Origin of the sequence: Paenibacillus sp. V4I9 (assembly GCF_030817295.1) — a bacterium.
Taxonomy (GTDB): domain Bacteria; phylum Bacillota; class Bacilli; order Paenibacillales; family NBRC-103111; genus Paenibacillus_E.
Genome location: NZ_JAUSZE010000001.1, coordinates 6,374,524 through 6,396,663, shown reverse-complemented (window position 1 = coordinate 6,396,663; position 22,140 = coordinate 6,374,524). Strand labels below are relative to the sequence as shown.

The window sequence follows — 22,140 nt, the reverse complement described above, 5'->3', positions numbered from 1 at the left end:
AAAAATGAGTACGGCATTAATTGGATTTACAGGCTTTGTAGGCAGCTCCTTAACTAGACAAACAAGTTTTGATAATTATTATAACTCCAAAAATATTGAAGATATTCGGGGTAAGAATTTTTCTTTGGTGATTTGTTGTGGTGCTCCAGCAATGAAATGGAAAGCAAATCAAGAACCTGAAAAGGATCTTGAGAACATTCAAATGCTCATGAGTCATTTAGCTGATATCGAAGCCGAAGAATTCGTGCTTATATCGACAGTTGATGTCTACAAGATTCCTGTAGGGGTTAGTGAAGAAACTCATGTTATTCTTGATGAATTGGATCCATATGGAAAACATCGCTTTATGTTAGAGGGATTTATACAAAAACAATTTGACAAACACTCAATTATACGTCTTCCGGGCCTGTTTGGAGTTGGCTTGAAGAAAAATGTCATTTACGACTTAATGCACAATAATTGTCTTCATCTTACACATCATAATAGCATTTTTCAATTTTATGACATGTCCCGACTTTGGGATGATATACAGGTAGTGAGACGTAAAGCAGTAAAGTTAGTTAATTTTTCAACCGAACCTGTTGCAACTTATGAAATCGCTCGGAATTGCTTTGATATTGAATTTACGACTATCACGGAAAAAGCGCCTGTTGTTTATGATATGAAGAGTCTGTATTCAAATTTGTTTAATTACGAAAGTAAATATATGCTGACAAAAGAACAAGTTTTTGAAGGTATACGGAACTTGATTAGATTGGAGAGCCTGCAGCATGAAACTGGCAATCTCTAATATCGCTTGGGATACTAAAGAAAATAATAAAATAGTTAATATATTAAAGGATTTTGGAGTGAAGGGCGTTGAAGTTGCTCCGACTAAAGTATGTCCCGAACCTGAGAATGCTAATTCAACATTAATTGTTGAATTTCAACAGTATTGGCAAAGCAATAATTTGGAGTTAGTGGCCATGCAGTCGTTATTGTTTGGAAAACCACATCTTTCAATATTCGGTGATAAACAAGTTGAAACTTTAGATTACCTTCAAACAATAATTGAAATGGCTTCAGCTCTGTCAACCAAAGCGCTTGTATTTGGTTCTCCTAAGAATCGAATTGTAGGAACAATGGATTCTCGTAAAGCACGTGCGAATGCTATCGAATTTTTTTATGCTTTAGGAGACAAAGCTGCTCAAAAAGGACTGTATTTTTGTATTGAAGCTAATCCAATAGCTTATGGTTGTGATTTCTTAACAGAGACTTTAGAAGCATTGAAGTTTGTACAAGAAGTCAATCATCCGGGTATGAAATTGCAGATTGATACAGGAACTATGTTTATAAATAAAGAAGAACCCCGTGATATTCTTGAAAGGTGTCTTCCTTATATCGGTCATTTTCATATTAGTGAACCACATTTAAACCTTGTCGGAAATCATGATCACACATTTATTGCTGATTGTCTAAAAGATTTAAATTATGAAGGTTGGGTTTCCATTGAAATGAAAAACAATGCACTGGAATCAGATACTATTGCAGTTAAAGCTGCTTTGGAGTTTGTAACAAAAACCTATCTTCAATAAACACTATAAAATGATAGGAGAGTTTATAGATATGCAAGTAAATTCGGAATGGGAAGTTCCTAAATATGAACTAACTGAATTTAAACCTAAAGCTCATAAATATTGCGTGTGTATTCCTGTCATTAATGAAGGCGAAAAGATTCAAAAAGAACTAAAGAGATTAAGCCATTTTGCCAGTGTTATTGATATTCTAATATTAGACGGTGGAAGTATGGATGGATCTCTGAACCATGAATTTCTCTTTTCAAAAGGGGTTAGGGCAATCTTAATAAAGAAAGATATAGGTAAGTTAAGTGCTCAACTGAGAATGGGTTTTGCTTACGCTTTATCTGAAGGTTATGAGGGAATCATAACTGTTGACGGAAACAATAAAGATAGTGTGGAATCTATTCCTCTATTTATTGAACAACTCGACAAAGGTATGGACTTCGTACAAGGTTCTCGTTATGTACCAGGGGGAAAAGAAGTTAATACTCCACTAATTCGGAAAATAGCTATCAAACTAATACATGCTCCGTACTTATCCATTATTGCTGGCTTCAAATACACGGATACCACAAATGGGTTTCGTGCTCATTCAAGAAAATTTTTAATGGACTCTAGATTAAAACCTTTTCGAAATGTATTTAGTACTTATGAATTATTAGCATATATCTCTGCAAAAGCACCTCGTTTAGGGTATAAAGTTGTTGAAATTCCTGTTGCGAGAGAATATCCAAAAGGAAAAATACCTACGAAAATTAGTCCTTTACGAGGGAATTTATTATTAATAAAAATTTTGTTTGGGCTTTTATTTGGAAAATACAATCCGAGGAGCGAATAATAATGAAGGGCATCATTCTTGCAGGTGGCACTGGTTCACGCCTTTATCCACTAACCAAAGTAACCAATAAACACTTACTTCCTGTAGGTAAGTATCCAATGATCTTTCACTCGGTAGCTAAACTAAAGCAAGCTGACATCAACGATATTCTCATCGTGACAGGTAAAGATCATATGGGTGACGTGGTAAATCTTCTTGGCAGTGGACGAGAAATGGGGGTTACATTTACTTACAAGGTACAAGATGAAGCTGGAGGAATCGCTCAAGCACTTGCCTTGGCACAACAATTTGTAGGCGATGACAAAATGGTGGTCATTCTTGGTGACAATGTATTTGAAGATAGCATTGCTCCTTTTGTAAATGGCTTTAGGACTCAACATAATGGAGCTAAGATTCTTATTCAATTGGTACAAGATCCTCAAAGATATGGTGTTCCTGAGTTGCAGGGAGACAAGATCATATCTATTGAAGAAAAGCCTAAACTTCCGAAAAGTAACTATGCAGTAACTGGAATATATATGTATGATAGCTCAGTATTTGATATTGTAAAAACGCTTAAACCTTCAGACCGCGGTGAACTAGAAATCACTGATGTTAACAATGCGTTCATCGAAAAGAATGAGCTTACTTACGATATTCTTCAAGGCTGGTGGACAGACGCAGGTACACATGCCTCTTTAGCAAAAGCTAATGAATTGTCAAAAGAATTATTGTTTGGCGAAGAATTTGGAAAACTTAAATTATAGGAGGTGCCTGCACAGATGAAAATTATTTCTACAAAGCTTGAAGGACTATATATTGTAGAGCCCGATGTCTATGAAGACAGTCGCGGCTTTTTTATGGAGAGCTATAGTGGTGCAAAGTTTGCAGAACACGGGATCGAGTTTCCGTTTGTACAAGATAATCATTCCTTATCTGTGGAAAACGGAGTTTTGCGAGGACTCCACTATCAACTGAATCCTAAAGCACAAACTAAACTTGTACGTGTAGCATCGGGTGCTATTTATGATGTTGCTGTAGACATTCGTAAAGGTTCTTCTACATTCGGACAATGGGTAGGAGTTATTTTAAGTGAGGCTAATAAGCGACAGTTGCTCGTTCCACAAGGTTTTGCTCATGGGTTTTGTACGATTGTTTCTAATACACAAGTGCTTTACAAAGTAGATGAGTATTACTCCCCTGAACACGATAGGGGCATACTTTGGAGCGATCGGGCTATTGGTATTGATTGGCCAACATCTAAACCTATTCTTTCTGATAAAGATCAAAAGCACCCGCTGCTTAAGGATGCGGAAATAAACTTTTAAAAATAGGGGAAGCTTTTATGAGGATAAAAAAAGCCATTATTCCAGCAGCTGGACTAGGAACAAGATTTCTTCCTGCAACTAAGGCAATGCCAAAAGAAATGCTTCCAATTGTAGATAAGCCAACTATCCAATATATTGTTGAAGAGGCTGTTGCTTCTGGAATCGAAGACATTATTATAGTCACTGGTAGAGGGAAAAGGGCGATCGAGGATCATTTCGATAATTATTTTGAATTAGAGCAAAATTTGTTTGATAAAGGGAAATTCGAACTTCTGGATGAAGTTCAAAAACCCTCGAAACTAGTGGATATCCATTATATTAGACAGAAGGAGCCTAAGGGGCTTGGTCATGCCATTTGGTGTGCTCGTAAGTTTATAGGAGATGAGCCCTTTGCTGTGCTTCTTGGTGATGACATCGTTGTTTCTGAAACACCTTGTTTAAAGCAAATGATTGATCTATTTGGAGATTATAATTCCTCAATCATTGGTGTAAAACAAGTTAGTGATGAGGAACGTTCGCGATATGGTATAGTTGAGGCAATGGAAATGAGTGAACGGGTTTATAGAGCAACGAAACTATTTGAAAAACCTACTAGCGATGTTACCCAATCAAAACTTGCTATTATGGGAAGATACATTCTTACTCCTAAAATCTTTGATATCTTAGAAACTACTCAAATTGGTCGTGGTGGAGAAATTCAGTTAACCGATGCGATATCTGAATTAAATCAATCCGAAAGCGTATATGCTTATGATTTTGTTGGGACAAGGTATGATGTGGGAGAAAAGTTGGGGTTTATAAAGACTACTATAGACTTTGCATTAGAGCGTCCTGACTTAAAAAATGATTTGCTTGAATATTTAAAGCAGGTTATTGCTACTAAATAAAAATAGGGAGCTATACTGACATGAAAGTACTTGTTACTGGTGGAGCCGGATTTATCGGCAGCAACTTTATACACTATATGCTGGATCATTATCCTAGCTATGAAATTATTAATCTTGATGCATTAACATATGCCGGGAATTTAGAGAACCTAACTTCCATTCAAAACAATAGCCATTATACTTTTGTTAAAGGTGATATCACAAATGCAGAGCTAGTGAACAGTTTGTTCGAACAGGGTATCGATACGGTTGTTCATTTCGCTGCGGAATCACATGTGGATCGCAGTATCTTGGAACCGGATGTTTTCGTGAAGACAAACGTACTGGGTACACAAGTTTTACTTGAGGCAGCTAGAAAATATTCCGTTAAGAAATTCGTCCATGTTTCTACGGATGAAGTCTACGGGACACTTGGTGAAACAGGTCTTTTCACAGAAGAAACTCCTTTATCTCCTAACAGTCCTTACTCAGCGAGTAAAGCAGGTTCGGATCTTCTCGTGCGCGCTTATCATGAGACATTTGGACTTCCGATTAACATTACTCGTTGTTCCAATAACTATGGACCTTTTCAGTTCCCTGAAAAGTTAATCCCATTAATGATTGCGAATGCATTGTATGATAAGTCTCTCCCAGTCTATGGAGACGGTCTTAATATTAGAGATTGGCTATATGTCGAAGATCACTGCAGCGCGATTGATCTCGTTCTACATAAGGGTATCAACGGTGAGGTTTATAATATTGGCGGTAATAATGAGAGAACGAATATTCAAATTATACAAACTATTCTTCGCGAGCTGGGTAAACCAGAATCTTTGATGCAATTCGTGAAAGATCGTCCAGGGCATGACCGTCGATACGGAATTGATGCGACGAAGATTACTGAGGAGCTTGGGTGGAAGCCGAAGCATAATTTTGAGACGGGTATTCATGAAACGATTCGTTGGTACTTGGATAATCAAGACTGGTGGAAACGAATTCAGACGGGTGAATATCAAAAATATTTTGCAGAGCAATATGGCTCACGACTTGGTGCCGGAAAATGAGAATAGTAGTTACCGGGGCTAATGGTCAACTTGGGCAAGATGTTGTAAAACTGCTAAGAGCTAAGCATGAGGTTCACGGTCTTGGGAGAGAGCAACTGGATATTACCAATGAAAGTCAATGTGTAGGGGTTCTGAATGCTTTGAAGCCAGATGTTATCATTCATAGTGCTGCGTATACTGCTGTTGACCTTGCCGAGACGGAAGAAGCAATAGCTTATCGAGACAATGCTGATGGAACTAAGAATCTTGCTGTGGCTGCAGAGAGCATAGGAGCGAAATTTTGCTATATTAGCACGGATTATGTGTTTGATGGTACAGCTATGAATGCATATAGAGAGGACGATAATACCAATCCTCAAAGTGTTTATGGGAAGTCCAAAAGAGCTGGAGAACAGCATGTAGAATCGTTATCATCTAAATATTTCATCGTGAGAACTTCTTGGGTCTATGGTATTTATGGTGCGAATTTTGTCAAAACAATGTTGAATTTGGCTCAAACCCGAGATTCCTTGAAAGTTGTAAGTGATCAATTTGGCTCACCGACTTACACCGTTGATCTTGCCGTATTCCTAGAACAGCTCGTACAGACAGAACTTTATGGCATCTATCATGCTTCAAATGTCGGAGTTTGCTCTTGGTATGATTTTGCCTGTGCGATCTTTGAGGAGAGTGGCGTGAAGATTAAGGTAGATCCTTGTACGACGGAAGAATTTCCGCGACCTGCTCCAAGACCCCGAAATTCTGCTATGGAACATGAAGCAATCCGTGCTAATGGTTTTGAGGATTTGCGACCTTGGCGTGAGGGGCTTAGAGCATTTTTGAAAGAGCTAGGAGAGAGTAAGGATGAAAACCGTTAGTGTTCACATTGTTACTTACAATAGCTCTGAACATATCGATGATTGCTTGGAAGCGGTCCTTAGGCAATCCCATCCAATTGAACAAATCGTAATGATTGATAATGCTTCTAAGGACAATACAATAGAGAAATTAGAAAAATGGTCGGAGAAGTGCATTGTTATTCAGAATTCCATGAACAATGGGTTCGCTGGAGGCCATAACCAGGCTATACGGATGACAGACACGGATTATTGTCTGATCTTGAATCCGGATGTAGTTCTTGAACCAGATTATGTTCTTAACACTATAAAATCATTAAAAAATCATTCTCAAGCTGGTAGTGCGACAGGTAAACTGCTATTCAAAGCAGATCCCACTCACATTGATAGTACGGGGCTAGTCATTAACAAGGCGCGTAGAGCCTTTGACCGCGGCGTGCATCAGCCAAGCGATCAGTTCGTGTATGCTGAAGAGGTCTTTGGTGTATCTGGTGCCGCTGCCATGTATGCTCGTGAAATGATTAATGATATTAGCTTAGATGGCGAATTTTTTGATGAGGACTTTTTTGCGTATAAAGAAGATGTGGATGTTGCTTGGCGAGCGCAGTTACTAGGCTGGAAGGCTTACTATGAGCCAACGGCTATTGCTTATCACGAACGAGGTTGGAAGGAAGGCGGTAGGAGCAGTAAGCCGCTTTTTGTCAGGAGATTATCGTATATTAATCGATATAAAATGATGGTGAAAAACGATCGAATCTCAATGGTGCTGAAGCATATCATTCCTCTGCTAGTGTATGAATGTCTCAGCATTGCTTATGCTCTTTTGCGGGAACCAAAGCTGCTTGGAGCTTGGTCCAGCTTTTTTCGCAAGTATTCAGAGCTAAGGAAAAAGCGCAGTATCATTCAAAGCAAGCAAAAAATAGTGAGTTCTGAAATCAACAGATGGTTTATAAAATAACCCAAGCAAGATTAGCTAAAAGAAGCTAGTCTTTTTTTTAATCTAAAATTTATAAACCCATGTTATAATCAATGTAATGAAATCAATATAAATGAGGTTTTGATGTGGATTTAAGTATTATTGTACTAAATTATAAAACACGCGACTTAACGTTAGCTTGTTTACAATCTGTTTTTTCGTCAGCTACATCTTACATATATGAGGTCATCTTAATCGACAATGCCTCAAATGACGGCATCATCCCTGCGGCAACTGAGCAATTCCCGCAAGTAATCTGCATCGCAAATACAGAAAACGTAGGCTTCTCCAGAGCCAACAACCAGGGGATCCTCATCGCCCAAGGCCGTTACGTCCTTCTATTGAACTCTGACACTATCGTCCAACCAGACACATTAGACGTCATGCTTCGTTTCATGGACGAGAACCCTACCGTAGGAGCCAGCGGCTGCAAAATAGTACTTCCAGACGGTTCACTCGACAAAGCATGTAAGCGGGGCTTTCCAACGCCTTCAGCGTCCTTTTACTATGCATTCGGATTCTCTAAACTATTCCCAAACACACCTCGTTTTAATCAATATCAATTGGGTTATCTTAGTCCTAATGATGCCTATCCAATTGATTCACTAGTTGGGGCTTTCATGCTAATCCGCCGCGAGGCTATTGAGCAAGTGGGGATGCTTGATGAGGAATTTTTTATGTATGGTGAAGATATAGATTGGTGTTATAGAATAAAGGAAGCGGGTTGGGTGAATTATTATTACCCTCGCACTCAAATTGTCCATCACAAAGGCGCAAGTAGTCGTAGGAAGCCTTTTAAGATCATATATGAGTTCCACAGGGCTATGATTTTGTTTCATAATAAGCATTATCGTAAGAAGTATTCCTGGCTAACGAACGCGATGGTTTATGTAGGTGTTGGCTTAAAATTCATACTCTCCTTAGCAAGAAATAAACTACGACCAGCGAGGTGATTTACATTGATTCGACAGAGTCAGGGGTTCTTGACACAACTTTATGCACTGGCCGACTTCATATGTATTCAGCTTGTGTTTTTACTGTCATGGTGGCTGAAATTTAGAAGCGGTTGGATCCCATTTGTTTCTCCTCTTCCATTCAAGCATTACATAATGTGGAGTGTAAGTTACGCGATAATAGCAATTATACTCAGTTATATGATGAACTTTTATACACCTAAAAGGAAAAAGCAGTTCTCTTATGAGGTTTTCAAAATTATCCAAGTTCACATATTCAGCTTGCTGCTGCTGTTAAGTGTTTTGTTCATTTTAAAAGAAGTCGACGTTTCACGTTCTTATCTCTTATTATTTCTAGTTAACAATATCCTTTTCATCAGTTTTTATCGTTATATGATCAAAATTTCGCTGAAACGCGTCCGTCAAAAGGGCTATAATAAGCAATTCATTCTTATTCTAGGTGCAGGCTCACTGGGCCGCCAGTTCTACACCAAGCTGAGGCAGCATCCAGAGCTAGGCTACGAAGTAGTCGGTTTCCTTGATGATTATCAGGAGAAACACGAAGTCACTTACCAGAGCTATAAGCCAATTATCGGAAAGATTGATGATCTGGAGTCCATTCTGAACGATCTCATCGTCGATGAAGTTATTATCGCTTTACCGTTAGATGCGCATCGCAAGTTTGGCAGTATTATCAATGTCTGTGAAAAAATTGGTGTCAAAACGCTTATTATACCGGACTTTTATGATTTCTTGCCGTCCCGTCCTTATTTTGATAATTTTGCTGATATGCCGCTGATTAACGTGCGTGATATCCCGCTAGACGAGTTCCGAAATCGACTTTTTAAGCGAGTTTTCGACATTATTTTCGCCAGTGTGGCTATTCTAATTACGTTACCCGTTATGATTGCATCAGTTATTGCTATTAAGTTAACTTCTCCAGGTCCAATCATTTTCAAGCAAGAGCGCGTAGGTCTAAACCGTAGACGGTTTATGATGTATAAGTTCCGCAGTATGAATGTGTTGGCAGAGAGTGCCTCCAATACGGAGTGGACGGTTGAAAATGACCCGCGGCGAACGAAGGTCGGTACCTTCCTACGCCAAACGAGTCTGGATGAGTTGCCGCAGTTTTTTAATGTGCTTTTTGGGCATATGAGTGTTGTTGGTCCAAGGCCAGAGCGTCCTTATTTCGTGGAACAATTCAAGGAAGAAGTTCCAAAGTATATGGTGAAGCATCATATTCGTCCTGGGATTTACGGGGTGGGCTCAAAGCAACGGTCTCAGAGGAGATACCTCTATCGAGGAACGAATCAAGCATGACATTTTTTATATTGAAAATTGGACTTTTCTATTCGATATTAAAATTATTTGGAGAACGATTATTAATGGTTTTATTAATAAAAATGCGTACTAAAAATTTTTTCGCGTCAACCGCATGATTCGTCAACATCTTCCCCATACTATGCATATACTAAGTATGCGGGGAGGTTATTCTTATGATCGATCATGAAGACGCTTACCAGGATGATCATTTGTCAGTTGGCAAAGGATTGATTGTTGGTGTTGTGTTCGGCTCCCTGATCTGGGCGGCCATTATTGCCAGTGTTGTGTATATGTGGTAAAACGTAATTCATAAATGAAGAGGCTCTGAGGCTATTTATAGCTCCAAGCAGTCTCTTTTTTGTTTTCAAAATGTCGAAATCTGGAAGTTAAAGTGAGACAATTCCAAATAATCATGCATACGTTAGTTACAGAGGTGATCTAGCTGATGAATGTTATTGCCACAAAACTGCCAGGATTATTTATTATTGAGCCTGATGTTCATGGGGATCATCGGGGCTTTTTTATGGAAAGTTATCATCGCGCGAAATTGGCGGAGCATGGAATAGATGTTCCTTTTGTTCAAGATAATCATTCTTTATCTGTAGAAATTGGAGTTTTGCGTGGACTTCATTATCAATTGAATCCTAAAGCACAAACGAAGCTAGTTCGGGTTGTTTCAGGCGCTATTTATGATGTGGCTGTTGATATACGTAAAAACTCGTCTACCTTCGGTGAGTGGGTGGGCGTTACTCTAAGTGCGGCTAATAAGCGCCAGCTTCTTGTTCCTCAAGGATTTGCACATGGGTTTTGTACGACTGAGCCCCAAACTCAAGTGCTATACAAGGTGGATGAGTATTACTCTCCTGTCCATGATAGGGGAATCTTATGGAGTGACCCGATTATTGCTATTGATTGGCCGACAGCTAATCCCATTTTATCGGATAAGGATCAGAAGCACCCGTTGCTTAAAGATGCGGAGATTAATTTTTAGCAGCATTCAAAAGAGCTCATTAGGGCCATTCCATTTGGAGTGGCTATTTTTGTTGCTTTATTTAGCCAAGCCCCAACTCGTCTGCATAATCGGCCAAGTCCCCTCATATGCATGTACTATGTTGATGTTAATCATGAGTGAGGGGATGATCGAATGCGCCGGGTCACATGGGTGGTAGCAGTGGTGATGTGCTTAGCATTGGTTCTCGCGGGATGCGGGATGGGCAAAAAGGATGCAGGATCTATTGTAAAGGATTTGGATCATGTGATCAGCAAGTCGGGCAGCTATCAGGCTTCAGGAAGCATGATTTTGAACACGGGGCAGCAGCCGCAGGAGTATCAGGTGGAGGTGGCTTACTCGCCGGATCATTTCTACCGTATTTCGCTTACGAATGCGGGGAAGGATGTGACGCAGATCGTACTGCGTAATGAGGAGGGCGTGTTCGTGCTGACGCCGCATCTCAAGAAGAGCTTCCGCTTCCAAAGCGATTGGCCGGAGAATCAGGGGCAGGTGTATTTGTTCCAGTCTCTTGCGAAGAGCATAATTGCCGATAAGGATCGCCAATTTACAACAGATAATGATACGTATGTGTTCGATGTTGCAGCCAATTATCAAAATGAGCAGCTGTCACGCCAGAAAATTTGGCTGAATAAGAAGACATTGGCGCCTAAACAGGTTCAGGTGTCGGATGCGAATAAGAATGTGTTGGTTCAGGTGAATTTTACGAGCTTTGAATTCGATGCTAAGTTCGACAAGGATTATTTCCAAATGGAGCGCAATATGACCAGCTGGAATTTGAAGTCTTTACCTACGATGGCTGACGTTGGCGTTACGGATGCCAATCACCCAGCAACAGGTGGTAAGTCTGTAACAGATAAGAATCTGTCAGCAACAGGCGGTCAATCCGATCAAGCTGCAGGCCAAGCTCAAGATGGGCAAAAGGCTGCAGCGACTAAAACAGGTACTGATACGACGAAGCCGACTGCCGCGGCAAGCAAAGCTCAGAGTATCGGTATTATCGAGCCGTCCTACCTGCCGAAAGAAGTGGTGAAGCAGGATATCACGGATATGAAGCTTGGTGAGGACGCAGCGGTCCTTTTGAGATACAAAGGGAAGTACAACTTCAGTCTCATCGAGGTGAGACCACAGGCCAAATCAGTGTCCTTGCAGCCGGGTACGATTGTTGATCTTGGATTCACTATCGGCGTGCTCACGGGGGATGAGAAGAAGACGCTCACTTGGACGAATGACGGCGTAGAGTTCAGATTGTCGACTGGCGATTTGCCTACGAATGAAATGATCAAAGTCGCTATGGCGACTGAGGGGCAGTCTGGGAAATAAGATGATCATAGAATCAATATAAGTCGAAAAAGGGAAGCACTGCTCGAAATGAGCAGGTGTCTTCCCTTATTTTCATTACCAATTTTGTGAAGTATAATGAGTAATAAGAGGTGATGAATGAATGGACTTATTGAATTTATTTGACAAGGATGACGGTCTAACTAAAGAAGATATTTTGAGCAGATTAGAGTTATTTGCCAAAGAGCTTCGTTCTGGAACGACCATCATCGTTATTGGCGCTGCATCCATTATTCTCACGATTGATTCATCTAGGAAAACAACGGATGTTGATATTTTAAATACGACTCGGGTGGCGAGCTATTCAAAGTACGATATTCAAATCGTTAATGAAGGTATACTTTTTCTATGTGAAGATTATCGAGATCGGTTGATATTAAAGGCGGATTTTGGAGGTATTCTAGTGTTCACATTAGGGTTACTGGATGTTGCCTTGGTTAAGCTTGGTCGAGGTTTAGATAAGGATATTGAGGATATAAAAGAAATATTAATATCAGGTGTTGTCTCAATAGAGCAATTTAAATCCAAATATAGAGAGTTTCGTTACGGTTACGGGGGAAGCTTCGAAATTTTAGACAATAACTACTTGGCAGTTGTTGGTGAAAAATACCTATCGAATGATAGGATGTTTTGAGGGGGCTAACCATGGATAAAATGTTATATTTGGATTATCTTCGTCAATATCTGAGCAGCTATGTAAGACGGATGTTTGATATGGAGCTTTCCTTGGAGAATCTAGATAAACTCTTTGAATTCAAGGGAACTGAACGTCATCAGTATCCCTTATATTTCATTTGGATGTTGCCTGAGTATACGGATTGGTACATACAGCATGATAAGCAGTCTTACATACTATTAGGCGATAATTTTGCGCAACATATGAAGGATTTATTTCCATATAATTCGTTTATTTTGACGGACTTATTGAAAGTAGTTCGATTTCCGGAACAAATTCGTTCCGAACAAAAGCTGCTTCAAGCGAAGTTGTCATTAGGTTCAAAAGTTGTACATATTCTGGAAGGAAGTCAGAAATTCCTTTGGAGTTTTATCTCTAAATTAGAAGAAGTGAAGAAGGAAATAGGTGCAACGTTAGCCAATTCTTGAACAAGAAGATTTAACCAACTCCCCATAAAGGGAGTTTTTTTGGTATAATGCAACTTTGGAGTAATTAGTTATTGGAGTGTCTTTGATGAAAACAACGAATAAATTAACAATGGAAGAACTACAACTATTTTGGGAAAATGAAACAGCCTTATTCAGTAAGTATCTTACGGAGGAAGGCAAATTAAAAGCAGAGACAGTAGCAAAGTATGTTTATAGCATACGATTTGTGACGACGGAGTATTTTGTTCGTTATGAGTTGGATTATGCACAGCTGCAGGGCGAAACGATTGTTGATTTTCTGGGTTATTTCTATATTAGCAAAATGCTGAATAGTTCGAAGTCTGATGTCGATATTTATCTTCCGGCTATCATAAAGTGGACGCAATATCTTCTGCAAGCAGCCAAGATTTCGGCTCTGCAGGGGGCTGAGGTATTAGCAGTGTGTAATTATAAGGAGTTTTTCGCTGACAGGTTTGATCAATATATGAATGCGAAAAGTGATAAGGCCATGAAAAAGTGGCTTGATTCCAATGATATCGACGCTTACTTGGCTCAGCAAAAGCCTAGATCCGCATCTGTACAGCTGAAGCCTATTGTGGTTGATAACAATCTACTTGAGCAATGGATGGATAACAAAACCGCTGTGCCTCAAATTGTTGCGGATTTCAGGGAGTTCTTGGCTTTCCTACAGGATGCTAAGAGCATCAAAGTGACGCCGGCCAGACAGCATTTGCCACGGAAGTTTTGGAAAGAGCTCGACGAGAAGCTGCAATGGAATCTTTTTCGCAAACCGACTTTGAATCAGGATCAAGAGCCCTTGTTTCAGTTCTTTTTCTATGCAGCGGAAGCATTAGGGTTGATAGCAGAGCGCAAGCAGCAGTGTGAAGTTACGAATCAGGGCGTAAGATTTCTTGCTTTATCTGATAAGGAACAGGCAGTCGTTCTATTAGATTCGCTTTGGAATAACGTTGAATGGGGAAACTTGCAGGAATCTAACGAGGGCGGTTATCCTGAAGCGATCCAGGCCTTAAGAGAGCCGATTGCGAGTGTGCTAGCAAGTTGGCCTGTTGATCACGAGCATGATGTGCAAAAAGAATGGAAGAAGAATAGGAAATCTGGGAAGCTGCTTGACACTAGTGCAGATGTTTTTCTTCATTCTGTTGTAGCTGTATTGATACGTTTTGATCTGGTCAGTGCGCAGTATTTGCCGGAGTCTGAAATCAAGTATGCTTTTCAAAGAACGCCACGTATCATGACGGTAAAAGATTCGGGTATGCGCGTTTTCCGCTATTTTGCTAATGAAAATGTTCAACCTCAGCAGAAGCCGGCGGTAGTTCGTGTCATCCATTCTACGAATGATCTAAAGGCTGTTTCTGGTAATAGTAAAATCGGACGCAATGACCCTTGCCCATGCGGGAGCGGGAAGAAATATAAGAAATGTTGTTTATAAGTCTGTAAAAGTAAGGTTGACAGTTTTTTGTGATTAGGATTAACATAGGTTTACTTGTAATGGATAAATGAGGTGAACGCTGGTGGATGCTTTTTATCGTCCCACGTGGGTAGAAATTTCGTTAGATGCACTGCGAAGCAACATTGAAGGCTTTCAAAAGGTACTGCCGGCAGGAATGAAACAGATGGCAGTCGTTAAAGCTGATGCGTACGGACACGGGGCTGTTGAAGTATCCAAAGAGGTTCTCGCCGCGGGTGTGGATTACTTGGGTGTGGCGTTTTTTGATGAAGCGTTGGAGCTAAGGAATGCAGGGATCACCGCACCAATTCTGGTACTAGGCTATACGCCTCCAGAAGGGGTTGATAGAGCGCGTGAACTCGATGTGACGATTGCTGTCTATAGTAGAGATGTTCTCGAAAAGCTTTGTTTTCAGGGGCAAATGGAAGACGAGGCGCTACAAAAGAAGCTAAAGATCCATATTAAGCTGGATACGGGCATGGGTCGACTTGGTTTGCACACGGAAGAGGATGCTATTCCATTCATTGAGCAAGCGTTGACGCTGCCGAATGTGGAAGTTGAGGGTCTATTCACGCATTACGCGAATGCAGATGAAGTAGATAAGAGCTATACGATGGAGCAATATCGCCGTTTTGAGCGAATTGTGAGCTATTTTACGGATAAAGGTGTAAAGTTTCCTTATATACATGCAGGCAACAGCGCAGCGGCCATAGATTTGCCAGGTTTGACGTATTCGATGGTTCGTTTGGGGATTTCGATGTATGGTTTGTATCCTTCCGAGGATGTGGATCAAGCGAAAATTGAATTAAAGCCGGTGCTAAGTCTCAAAACAGGGATTGTTCATCTTAAAACGCTGCCTCCAGGCTCTGGAGTTAGCTATGGAACGATTTACCACACTAAGGGCGACGAACAAATTGGGACACTGCCGATTGGCTATGCGGATGGGTATTCTCGGATGCTCTCGGGTAAAGCGGAGGTTCTTGTTCGGGGCAAAAGAGTGCCGATCGTCGGTAAAATCTGTATGGATCAATGTATGATCAATGTATCGGATGTGCCGGAAGTTCAGTCTCTGGACGAGGTTGTGGTGATTGGGGAACAAGACGGAGAGCGCATTACGGTTGAAGATGTCGCTCGTCAGCTCGGTACTGTTAACTATGAAATCATTTGTATGATTTCACATCGTGTTGCGCGTGTGTATGTGCGTGACGGCAAACGTATAGATGCAATTAATCCTCTCATGCGGCATCGCTACTAAAAGTAAAAGTAAGTGTAAAAAATTGCTGTTTCAGATTAATTTACCATTAATTTTTTCTGCTATATGGAGAGGATTTTCTAAATAGGCTATCGAATACTATGTAAGTAGGAATCTTATATCCAAGTGTGTAACATATTTGATATACTAGATGCATATATCTATTGTATAAATTGGTTTTTGGAAAGACATACTGGTAATATTGTCTTTGTATCGTTTCTGGGGGTGCGAGAGTGTGAGCAATGCGCATAATACGAAAAGGATCATGATTAGCTTGCCTGACAATCTGTTGCAAGAAGTGGACGGTATTGTCGAGAAGGAGAATTCCAATCGCAGCGAATTTATTCGCCAGGCAATGAAGCTGTATTTAATTGAACGTAAAAAGCGCAGTCTACGCGAATCCATGCAGCGTGGGTATATGGAGATGGCGAAAATAAATCTCAGCATGGCATCTGAAGCTTTTCAAGCGGAGGAAGAAGCGGACGGTACGCTTGATCGCTTAGTAAGCGGGGTGTAAGCAGTGATTGTGAAACGTGGTGATGTATTTTTCGCAGATCTTTCGCCGGTTGTAGGGTCGGAGCAGGGAGGGGTTCGTCCTGTTCTAGTGATCCAAAATGATATCGGCAACCGCTTTAGCCCAACCGTGATTGTTGCAGCGATTACAGCTCAAATCCAGAAGGCGAAGCTTCCCACGCATGTTGAAATTGACGCGGAAACGCATGGTTTCGACAGAGATTCGGTGATTCTGCTTGAACAAATCAGAACGATCGATAAGCAACGGCTAACGGACAAAATTACGCATTTGGATGAAGAAACGATGCGCAAGGTGGACGACGCTTTGCAGATTAGTGTGGGACTGATAGAATTTTGAATAGGATCAGGAACGGACGAGGGTGATTGGTTCCCTCGTTTTTTGGTTTGTATACATACATAGGAATAAAAATGAATAGAAGTGGGGGAACTGTTTGTGGCAAATACGGAAGAGTTGAAGATAAAGGCTAATGAAATGGAAGAGCAAAAGTTGAGCGAGACAGAGGGAAAGAAGACAAAGGCTAGTGAGTATGAGGAGCCAAGGGAGAAAGTACAGATCTCTGAAGAAAAGAAAGCAGAGATCCAGGAGCGTATCCTGAAGCAGATCTCTGCTGAATTGCAGCTGCCCGCAGGCAAAGTGAAGACAACGATGGGGCTGCTTGATGAGGGCAACACGATTCCATTCATCGCTCGTTACCGGAAAGAGATGACCGGGGAGCTAGATGAGAATCAGCTGCGAGATATCGAGGATCGGTTACAATACTTGCGTAACCTAGAGGATCGTAAGATCGAGGTTGTTCGTTTGATTGATGAGCAGGGCAAGTTAACGGATGAGCTGCGCAAATCGATTGAAGGCGCTGCGAAGCTGCAGGAAATCGAAGATTTGTACAGACCGTTCCGTCAAAAGCGCAAAACGAGAGCGAGCGTTGCCAAAGAGCGCGGTCTAGAGCCGCTAGCGGAATGGATCTGGAAGCAGCCTCGTCAAGGCTCGCTGGAGCAAGAAGCAGCGCGTTATGTGAACGCGGACAAGCAGGTAGGAAGCGCCGCAGAGGCGATTCAAGGCGCAATGGATATTCTTGCGGAGAATATCGCGGATGATGCTAAGATTCGAACTTGGGTGCGTAGATATACGCATGATCAGGGGATTTTACGTTCCGAGGCAAAAGATGCAAAGGCTGAATCTGTATATGAGATGTATTATGCGTATCAAGAGCCTGTTAAACGCTTGCCGCCTCACCGTATTCTCGCGATTAATCGTGGGGAGCGGGAGGAAGTTCTGAAGGTTGGCTTGGATGTTGCCGTCGATAAAATTCACGATTATATGGTTAGGCAAGTCGTAAAAGGTGATTCAGTTGTTCGCGACGTGCTTCGCTCTGTTGTCGAAGACGCTTATAAAAGGTTACTCGCACCTTCGATTGAACGCGAAGTGCGTGGTGAAATGACTGAGATGGGCGAGGAGCAAGCGATTAAGATTTTCGCGGAAAATCTGCGGAATCTGCTGCTCCAAGCCCCAGTCAAAGGGCACGTGGTGCTGGGTGTCGACCCAGCTTACCGGACAGGCTGTAAGCTGGCCGTCATTGACGACACCGGTAAAATGCTTGAAATCGCCGTCACCTACCCGACGCCACCAAATAATAAGGTGGCGGAAGCTAAGGCGAAGTTCAAGCAGTTGATCAGCAAGCACAGCGTCGAGCTGATCGTGATCGGTAATGGGACGGCTTCCCGTGAAACGGAGCAGTTTGTTGCGGAGCTGATTGCCGAGATCAAGGAGCAGAAGCTCAAGTACTTGATCGTAAGCGAAGCGGGGGCGAGCGTATACTCCGCGTCGAAGCTGGCGCAGACGGAATTCCCGGAGCTCGACGTAGCCGAGCGCAGCGCGATCTCGATCGCGCGGAGGCTGCAGGACCCGCTCGCGGAGCTTGTGAAGATCGAGCCGAAGGCCATCGGCGTCGGGCAGTACCAGCATGACGTTTCGCAGAAACGTCTGGACGAGAACTTGAAGGCCGTCGTAGAGTCGGCCGTTAACCATGTCGGCGTGGACCTGAACACGGCGTCCCCGTCCTTGCTCTCGTACGTGTCGGGCGTGAACGCGACACTGGCGAAGAACATCGTCAAGTATCGCGAGGAGAACGGCAAGTTCAGCTCCCGACAGGAGCTGTCGAAGGTTCCGCGCCTCGGCGCGAAAACCTTCGAGCAGTGTGTCGGGTTCATGCGGATTCCGGGCGGCCGCAACCCGCTCGACAACACCCCGATCCATCCGGAGTCTTACGACGTGGTGGATCGGCTGTTCAAGGAGCTGCGCCTGGAACTAGCGCAGCTTGGCTCACAGCAGCTGCTAGCGCTGCTGCAGACGCTGGAGCCAGAGGAACTGGCTCCTAAGCTGGGCGTAGGTGTCCCGACGATGCGGGACATCTTAGACAGCCTGCAGCGGCCTGGGCGAGATCCGCGGGACGAAGTCCCTGCGCCGATCTTCCGTACCGATGTGCTGCAGCTTGAAGACCTTGTGCCGGGCATGGAATTGACCGGCACGGTGCGCAACGTTATCGACTTCGGTGCCTTCGTCGATATCGGCATTAAGAACGATGGGCTGGTGCACATCTCGCAGCTCAAGAACGGCTTCGTGAAACACCCCATGGATGTGGTGTCCGTTGGGGACATCGTCCAAGTATGGGTGCTTAACGTAGACGAGAAAAAAGGTCGCGTTGGCTTGACCATGAAAAAGCCTCAGCAATAAGAATCAGCAGCAGTTGGCAGCGTTATGCTCCCAGCTGCTTTTTTTGTAGGCTTATCGCTGGGCCAATTAGAGCTTCCAAAGGCTGCTAAACCTCAAGTATCTTTGCATTTTCGATAAATAGAAGCTCCTAGGGACCCTTATTCGGGGAAAAATGGGAATATTAATAATGAAATTTACAAATAAGAGCTTGTAGAGACTTCTATTTAAATATTTTTGGTCGAAATTGCTCAAATAACAGCTTTTAGAGACTCCTATTCGGGAACGAGGGGGTTTAGAGTGGGGAGTCACTCGTACGCCCAACCCAGAGGCATTACCGTTATCAACGAATCTCCACATCATCCTTCCTTAAGTTACTCGTACGCCCACCCAAGAGGCGATACCGACATCAACCAAACTCCACATCATCCTTCCTTAAGTTACTCGACGCCAACCCAAGAGGCGTTACCAACATCAATCAATCTCCACATCATCCTTCCTTAAGTTACTCGTACGCCCACACAAGAGGCGTTTTCGACATCAACCAATCTCCACATCATCCTTCCTTAAGTTACTCATAACGCCCACCTCCGAGCGTCATCTCCATCACTTACCCGACATCATCCTCTCCAACAAGTACTCATACATACTCCCCCATATAGGGGCAAATGTGTTTATTTATGAACTCGCCCCACATCCTTTAAAGAGTAAACCATTACATTCCGCTGACCAGCTACAAGAGAGATCATGCCCTCAAGGGAAAGGCGTTTTAGCCATTCTGCTGCGATACGAATATTTACATTGCATTCTGCAGCGACATCCCGCAGTCTAATTTTGCCACTACGACGCGTGGCTATTTGTATAATAAGCTGCTTCCTTAACTCCCACTTGTTGATTTCTAGGCTGGCGAGGGGGGAGAGAGGCGGTATTTCAGCAACTGGCTTCCTCGGAAGCATCACATAAACATTATTTTTCTGAACTACACTTATCTTGCCTTGCACTAATCCCGGTTGCCTTTGAACAATATTGTTCCTGCCCTGCCGCTCTTGAACTACCGCCATCTCTCTTAAATTCCCCCGCTGAACCATCAATTCAGAACCACTCATCCAACCACCAAACCCGTGTCGCCCCAATCCAAGTTCACGCATTTTTCTTAACCAACCTCTTGTTTTACGTGGCATAATAATCGACTCCCCCTTTTTTATGTACGAAAAAAAGCACATCCGAACCGCAGAAATTCTGCGAGATCGAGTGTGCTTCACTCCGATAATCTATTACATTTATTTACAGTATAGAGGGCACATTTCAAATATGCAACCTTTTTTTAACAAATGTTTACTTTTCTCAGCAAGTAGTACGTTGTTCTGTTTTCACTATGTAAATGGACATTGCAAAAAAGCCAGCACCCGCTTCGCGCAAGTACTAGCTCTTTTATCAAAATTTACGCTTGCCCGGTCCGTCCGTCGATTGGGTGTCAGGCCACTCCTCTTGTGAGCGGCGGGTGCGGTAAAAGTACCAGCTATCATTCAGCAATCGGATTTGTCTGCGGTTTTTGTTCTGGAAGGCCCGCATTAATTGATTACAGAGCCATTGCGGCATATGCCCATCCCCTTCTTCGCCATGTAATAATAGCATATGAGGGATTGCTTCGATGGGTGCAGGTCCTTTTGATTTGTGTTACTTTTTTGCTAAGTGCTTTATAATCGCTCTCTTAAAGATTAACCCTCAAATTCCTCTTCATACCACTGTTCCAGCTGGGCTTGAAGCGCGCGAATTTCAGTTAATAAGGAAATAAGCGGATAAGACTTTTCCTGGATGCCAGCAAAGGTATTTTCCAAACGATTAATGTAATCTAAACCTTGAATTAGAGTATGCGCTGTGCCAATCAATTCCAAGTCGTCGCATTCTGCAATAACCCGTGGAAGCTGAGGGACAGAGTCAGCGGTCAATTTCTCTAATTCTTTGTGCAATCTTTGATTCAGAGCTGTCAATTGATATGAGTATGAAGATGGCATTTCAACGAATTCTACTTGTTGTTCGAACTTAAGAATGACATATCGCATTTGCGGCATAAGGGTTGTTCAAATCCTTTCTTTAGAAAGCTTTCGATCTTCTTTTCTACTTGACAGTATAGCCGTACATACGGTACAAATTCAAGTGAGAACTTGTCAAAGGAGCGAATGGGGATGGAGGATCGGGAGCTGCAGCAATGGATCGAGCAGATCTCTATGGCATCGTTTGGGAGGCCTTTTGTACATCAGGCGCGGTTTAACCGGAGATTAAGGTCGACGGGCGGGCGCTATTTTACCAAATCCCATGATATCGAAATCAGTTGGATGCAGTGGGAGACATTTGGACGAGATGAAATTGAGAAAATCATTAAGCATGAACTTTGTCATTATCATTTGCATATATTGAAGCGTGGCTACCAGCATCGCGATCATGATTTCAAAACCTTGCTGGCGCAAGTTGGAGGTACCAGGTTCTGCCGTTCGCTGCCGCGGGCTTCCCAGAAACAGTCCTATAAATACAGGTTGGAATGCGTTAATTGCAAAACCGAATACTTCCGCAAACGCAAAACGGACGTCCGGAAATATGCATGTGGAAAATGTAGGGGAAAATTGAAATCGTATACACTTGACTTACTAACGCCTTCATAATAAAATAAAACTTATTCATTCCCTGATAGCTCAGTTGGTAGAGCACTCGACTGTTAATCGAGTTGTCACAGGTTCGAGTCCTGTTCGGGGAGCCAGTATCTTTGGAGAGGTACCCAAGTGGCTATAAGGGGACCCTCTGCTAAGGGGTTAGACTGCGTAAGCGGTGCGAGGGTTCGAATCCCTCTCTCTCCGTATCCGAATTAGATGGAAATAAGCTCAATGGCATTCATGCCGTTGAGCTTATTTTTGTTAGTTAATTACATTCATTTTTAACAGTTTTCTAACATCTATTAAACTATTTTCCGTTATAATGATCAAAAATAGATTAATGACGGGGGCAAAT

The 22,140-nt window shown here is 42.4% G+C and carries 24 protein-coding genes, 2 tRNA genes and 1 pseudogene; 24 read left to right on the top strand and 3 right to left on the bottom strand.

Features of this window, described 5'->3' with window-relative positions:
* The first annotated feature begins 4 nt into the window (after window positions 1-4).
* The 21 genes and pseudogenes from QFZ81_RS29545 to QFZ81_RS29445 all read left to right on the top strand — a co-directional run bounded on the left by QFZ81_RS29545 (window position 5) and on the right by QFZ81_RS29445 (window position 19,161).
* Entirely contained in the window at window positions 5-790 is a 786-nt protein-coding gene (locus tag QFZ81_RS29545) for a Rossmann-fold NAD(P)-binding domain-containing protein (protein ID WP_307605635.1), read from the top strand.
* Entirely contained in the window at window positions 771-1,574 is an 804-nt protein-coding gene (locus QFZ81_RS29540; RefSeq protein WP_307605634.1) for a sugar phosphate isomerase/epimerase family protein, read from the top strand. The genes QFZ81_RS29545 and QFZ81_RS29540 overlap by 20 nt, the downstream gene beginning before the upstream one ends.
* 31 nt (window positions 1,575-1,605) lie before the next feature.
* Window positions 1,606-2,397: a glycosyltransferase family 2 protein gene (locus QFZ81_RS29535; RefSeq protein ID WP_307605633.1), complete on the top strand. Its 792-nt coding sequence runs from the start codon at window positions 1,606-1,608 to the stop codon at window positions 2,395-2,397.
* Window positions 2,398-2,399: 2 nt separating this feature from the next.
* A complete protein-coding gene (locus QFZ81_RS29530) occupies window positions 2,400-3,143 on the top strand; it encodes a sugar phosphate nucleotidyltransferase (RefSeq protein ID WP_307605632.1) in 744 nt (247 codons plus the stop codon).
* A gap of 15 nt (window positions 3,144-3,158) precedes the next feature.
* Window positions 3,159-3,704: a dTDP-4-dehydrorhamnose 3,5-epimerase gene (gene rfbC, locus QFZ81_RS29525; RefSeq protein WP_307605631.1), complete on the top strand. Its 546-nt coding sequence runs from the start codon at window positions 3,159-3,161 to the stop codon at window positions 3,702-3,704.
* A 17-nt stretch (window positions 3,705-3,721) separates the two neighbouring features.
* The gene (galU, locus tag QFZ81_RS29520) at window positions 3,722-4,591 is read left to right on the top strand and encodes a UTP--glucose-1-phosphate uridylyltransferase GalU (protein ID WP_307605630.1); all 870 of its coding nucleotides are present in this window, start codon (window positions 3,722-3,724) and stop codon (window positions 4,589-4,591) included.
* A gap of 20 nt (window positions 4,592-4,611) precedes the next feature.
* Window positions 4,612-5,634 (top strand): dTDP-glucose 4,6-dehydratase, encoded by a 1,023-nt coding sequence (rfbB, locus tag QFZ81_RS29515; RefSeq protein ID WP_307605629.1) that lies wholly within the window; start codon window positions 4,612-4,614, stop codon window positions 5,632-5,634.
* Complete coding sequence (gene rfbD / locus QFZ81_RS29510) at window positions 5,631-6,491, top strand: dTDP-4-dehydrorhamnose reductase (protein ID WP_307605628.1); 861 nt, start codon at window positions 5,631-5,633, stop codon at window positions 6,489-6,491. The genes rfbB and rfbD overlap by 4 nt, the downstream gene beginning before the upstream one ends.
* Window positions 6,478-7,428, top strand: coding sequence for a glycosyltransferase family 2 protein (locus QFZ81_RS29505; protein ID WP_307605627.1), 951 nt, complete (start codon window positions 6,478-6,480; stop codon window positions 7,426-7,428). Before rfbD ends, QFZ81_RS29505 begins: the two co-directional genes overlap by 14 nt.
* 104 nt (window positions 7,429-7,532) lie before the next feature.
* Window positions 7,533-8,399 carry a glycosyltransferase family 2 protein gene (locus QFZ81_RS29500; RefSeq protein ID WP_307605626.1) on the top strand — a complete coding sequence of 289 codons (867 nt, stop codon included), beginning with the start codon at window positions 7,533-7,535 and terminating at the stop codon, window positions 8,397-8,399.
* Between the two features lie 6 nt (window positions 8,400-8,405).
* A pseudogene (locus QFZ81_RS29495) lies at window positions 8,406-9,813 on the top strand (undecaprenyl-phosphate glucose phosphotransferase).
* 82 nt (window positions 9,814-9,895) lie between these two features.
* Window positions 9,896-10,021, top strand: coding sequence for a hypothetical protein (locus QFZ81_RS29490; protein WP_307438800.1), 126 nt, complete (start codon window positions 9,896-9,898; stop codon window positions 10,019-10,021).
* A 146-nt stretch (window positions 10,022-10,167) separates the two neighbouring features.
* Window positions 10,168-10,713 (top strand): dTDP-4-dehydrorhamnose 3,5-epimerase, encoded by a 546-nt coding sequence (rfbC, locus tag QFZ81_RS29485; RefSeq protein ID WP_307605625.1) that lies wholly within the window; start codon window positions 10,168-10,170, stop codon window positions 10,711-10,713.
* Window positions 10,714-10,866: 153 nt separating this feature from the next.
* The gene (locus QFZ81_RS29480) at window positions 10,867-12,054 is read left to right on the top strand and encodes an outer membrane lipoprotein-sorting protein (RefSeq protein ID WP_307438804.1); all 1,188 of its coding nucleotides are present in this window, start codon (window positions 10,867-10,869) and stop codon (window positions 12,052-12,054) included.
* Between the two features lie 121 nt (window positions 12,055-12,175).
* The gene (locus tag QFZ81_RS29475) at window positions 12,176-12,706 is read left to right on the top strand and encodes a DUF6036 family nucleotidyltransferase (protein ID WP_307438806.1); all 531 of its coding nucleotides are present in this window, start codon (window positions 12,176-12,178) and stop codon (window positions 12,704-12,706) included.
* Window positions 12,707-12,717: 11 nt separating this feature from the next.
* Window positions 12,718-13,176, top strand: a complete 459-nt coding sequence (locus QFZ81_RS29470; RefSeq protein WP_307605624.1) for a hypothetical protein — start codon at window positions 12,718-12,720, stop codon at window positions 13,174-13,176.
* An 85-nt stretch (window positions 13,177-13,261) separates the two neighbouring features.
* Window positions 13,262-14,626 carry a YecA family protein gene (locus QFZ81_RS29465; protein WP_307605623.1) on the top strand — a complete coding sequence of 455 codons (1,365 nt, stop codon included), beginning with the start codon at window positions 13,262-13,264 and terminating at the stop codon, window positions 14,624-14,626.
* An 82-nt stretch (window positions 14,627-14,708) separates the two neighbouring features.
* Entirely contained in the window at window positions 14,709-15,899 is a 1,191-nt protein-coding gene (gene alr / locus QFZ81_RS29460; protein ID WP_307438815.1) for an alanine racemase, read from the top strand.
* 232 nt (window positions 15,900-16,131) lie between these two features.
* A complete protein-coding gene (locus QFZ81_RS29455) occupies window positions 16,132-16,413 on the top strand; it encodes a CopG family ribbon-helix-helix protein (protein WP_028553892.1) in 282 nt (93 codons plus the stop codon).
* A gap of 3 nt (window positions 16,414-16,416) precedes the next feature.
* Window positions 16,417-16,767, top strand: a complete 351-nt coding sequence (locus tag QFZ81_RS29450) for a type II toxin-antitoxin system PemK/MazF family toxin (RefSeq protein ID WP_028553893.1) — start codon at window positions 16,417-16,419, stop codon at window positions 16,765-16,767.
* A 135-nt stretch (window positions 16,768-16,902) separates the two neighbouring features.
* Window positions 16,903-19,161, top strand: coding sequence for a Tex family protein (locus QFZ81_RS29445; protein ID WP_307607074.1), 2,259 nt, complete (start codon window positions 16,903-16,905; stop codon window positions 19,159-19,161).
* Between the two features lie 650 nt (window positions 19,162-19,811).
* Here the strand turns inward: QFZ81_RS29445 and QFZ81_RS29440 are convergent.
* The 3 genes from QFZ81_RS29440 to QFZ81_RS29430 all read right to left on the bottom strand — a co-directional run bounded on the left by QFZ81_RS29440 (window position 19,812) and on the right by QFZ81_RS29430 (window position 21,209).
* Window positions 19,812-20,318 carry a hypothetical protein gene (locus QFZ81_RS29440; RefSeq protein WP_307605622.1) on the bottom strand — a complete coding sequence of 169 codons (507 nt, stop codon included), beginning with the start codon at window positions 20,316-20,318 and terminating at the stop codon, window positions 19,812-19,814.
* A gap of 253 nt (window positions 20,319-20,571) precedes the next feature.
* Complete coding sequence (gene cmpA, locus QFZ81_RS29435; protein WP_090818813.1) at window positions 20,572-20,736, bottom strand: cortex morphogenetic protein CmpA; 165 nt, start codon at window positions 20,734-20,736, stop codon at window positions 20,572-20,574.
* 119 nt (window positions 20,737-20,855) lie between these two features.
* Complete coding sequence (locus tag QFZ81_RS29430; RefSeq protein WP_307438824.1) at window positions 20,856-21,209, bottom strand: hydrolase/acyltransferase; 354 nt, start codon at window positions 21,207-21,209, stop codon at window positions 20,856-20,858.
* 114 nt (window positions 21,210-21,323) lie between these two features.
* Between QFZ81_RS29430 and QFZ81_RS29425 the strand changes: the two genes are divergently transcribed.
* The 3 genes from QFZ81_RS29425 to QFZ81_RS29415 all read left to right on the top strand — a co-directional run bounded on the left by QFZ81_RS29425 (window position 21,324) and on the right by QFZ81_RS29415 (window position 21,989).
* Entirely contained in the window at window positions 21,324-21,797 is a 474-nt protein-coding gene (locus QFZ81_RS29425) for a SprT family protein (protein ID WP_307438826.1), read from the top strand.
* A gap of 19 nt (window positions 21,798-21,816) precedes the next feature.
* Window positions 21,817-21,892 (top strand) — tRNA-Asn (locus QFZ81_RS29420).
* Between the two features lie 8 nt (window positions 21,893-21,900).
* Window positions 21,901-21,989: transfer RNA gene (locus tag QFZ81_RS29415), tRNA-Ser, on the top strand.
* The last annotated feature ends 151 nt before the right edge of the window (window positions 21,990-22,140 follow it).

Bases quoted from the DNA above. Each gene is read 5' to 3' on its own strand.
- QFZ81_RS29545 (WP_307605635.1), top strand. From the start codon at position 5: ATGAGTACGGCATTAATTGGATTTACAGGCTTTGTAGGCAGCTCCTTA.
- QFZ81_RS29540 (WP_307605634.1), top strand. From the start codon at position 771: ATGAAACTGGCAATCTCTAATATCGCTTGGGATACTAAAGAAAATAAT.
- QFZ81_RS29535 (WP_307605633.1), top strand. From the start codon at position 1,606: ATGCAAGTAAATTCGGAATGGGAAGTTCCTAAATATGAACTAACTGAA.
- QFZ81_RS29530 (WP_307605632.1), top strand. From the start codon at position 2,400: ATGAAGGGCATCATTCTTGCAGGTGGCACTGGTTCACGCCTTTATCCA.
- rfbC (WP_307605631.1), top strand. From the start codon at position 3,159: ATGAAAATTATTTCTACAAAGCTTGAAGGACTATATATTGTAGAGCCC.
- galU (WP_307605630.1), top strand. From the start codon at position 3,722: ATGAGGATAAAAAAAGCCATTATTCCAGCAGCTGGACTAGGAACAAGA.
- rfbB (WP_307605629.1), top strand. From the start codon at position 4,612: ATGAAAGTACTTGTTACTGGTGGAGCCGGATTTATCGGCAGCAACTTT.
- rfbD (WP_307605628.1), top strand. From the start codon at position 5,631: ATGAGAATAGTAGTTACCGGGGCTAATGGTCAACTTGGGCAAGATGTT.
- QFZ81_RS29505 (WP_307605627.1), top strand. From the start codon at position 6,478: ATGAAAACCGTTAGTGTTCACATTGTTACTTACAATAGCTCTGAACAT.
- QFZ81_RS29490 (WP_307438800.1), top strand. From the start codon at position 9,896: ATGATCGATCATGAAGACGCTTACCAGGATGATCATTTGTCAGTTGGC.
- rfbC (WP_307605625.1), top strand. From the start codon at position 10,168: ATGAATGTTATTGCCACAAAACTGCCAGGATTATTTATTATTGAGCCT.
- QFZ81_RS29480 (WP_307438804.1), top strand. From the start codon at position 10,867: ATGCGCCGGGTCACATGGGTGGTAGCAGTGGTGATGTGCTTAGCATTG.
- QFZ81_RS29475 (WP_307438806.1), top strand. From the start codon at position 12,176: ATGGACTTATTGAATTTATTTGACAAGGATGACGGTCTAACTAAAGAA.
- QFZ81_RS29470 (WP_307605624.1), top strand. From the start codon at position 12,718: ATGGATAAAATGTTATATTTGGATTATCTTCGTCAATATCTGAGCAGC.
- QFZ81_RS29465 (WP_307605623.1), top strand. From the start codon at position 13,262: ATGAAAACAACGAATAAATTAACAATGGAAGAACTACAACTATTTTGG.
- QFZ81_RS29445 (WP_307607074.1), top strand. From the start codon at position 16,903: ATGGAAGAGCAAAAGTTGAGCGAGACAGAGGGAAAGAAGACAAAGGCT.
- QFZ81_RS29440 (WP_307605622.1), bottom strand. From the start codon at position 20,318: ATGCCACGTAAAACAAGAGGTTGGTTAAGAAAAATGCGTGAACTTGGA.
- cmpA (WP_090818813.1), bottom strand. From the start codon at position 20,736: ATGCCGCAATGGCTCTGTAATCAATTAATGCGGGCCTTCCAGAACAAA.
- QFZ81_RS29430 (WP_307438824.1), bottom strand. From the start codon at position 21,209: ATGCCGCAAATGCGATATGTCATTCTTAAGTTCGAACAACAAGTAGAA.
- QFZ81_RS29425 (WP_307438826.1), top strand. From the start codon at position 21,324: ATGGAGGATCGGGAGCTGCAGCAATGGATCGAGCAGATCTCTATGGCA.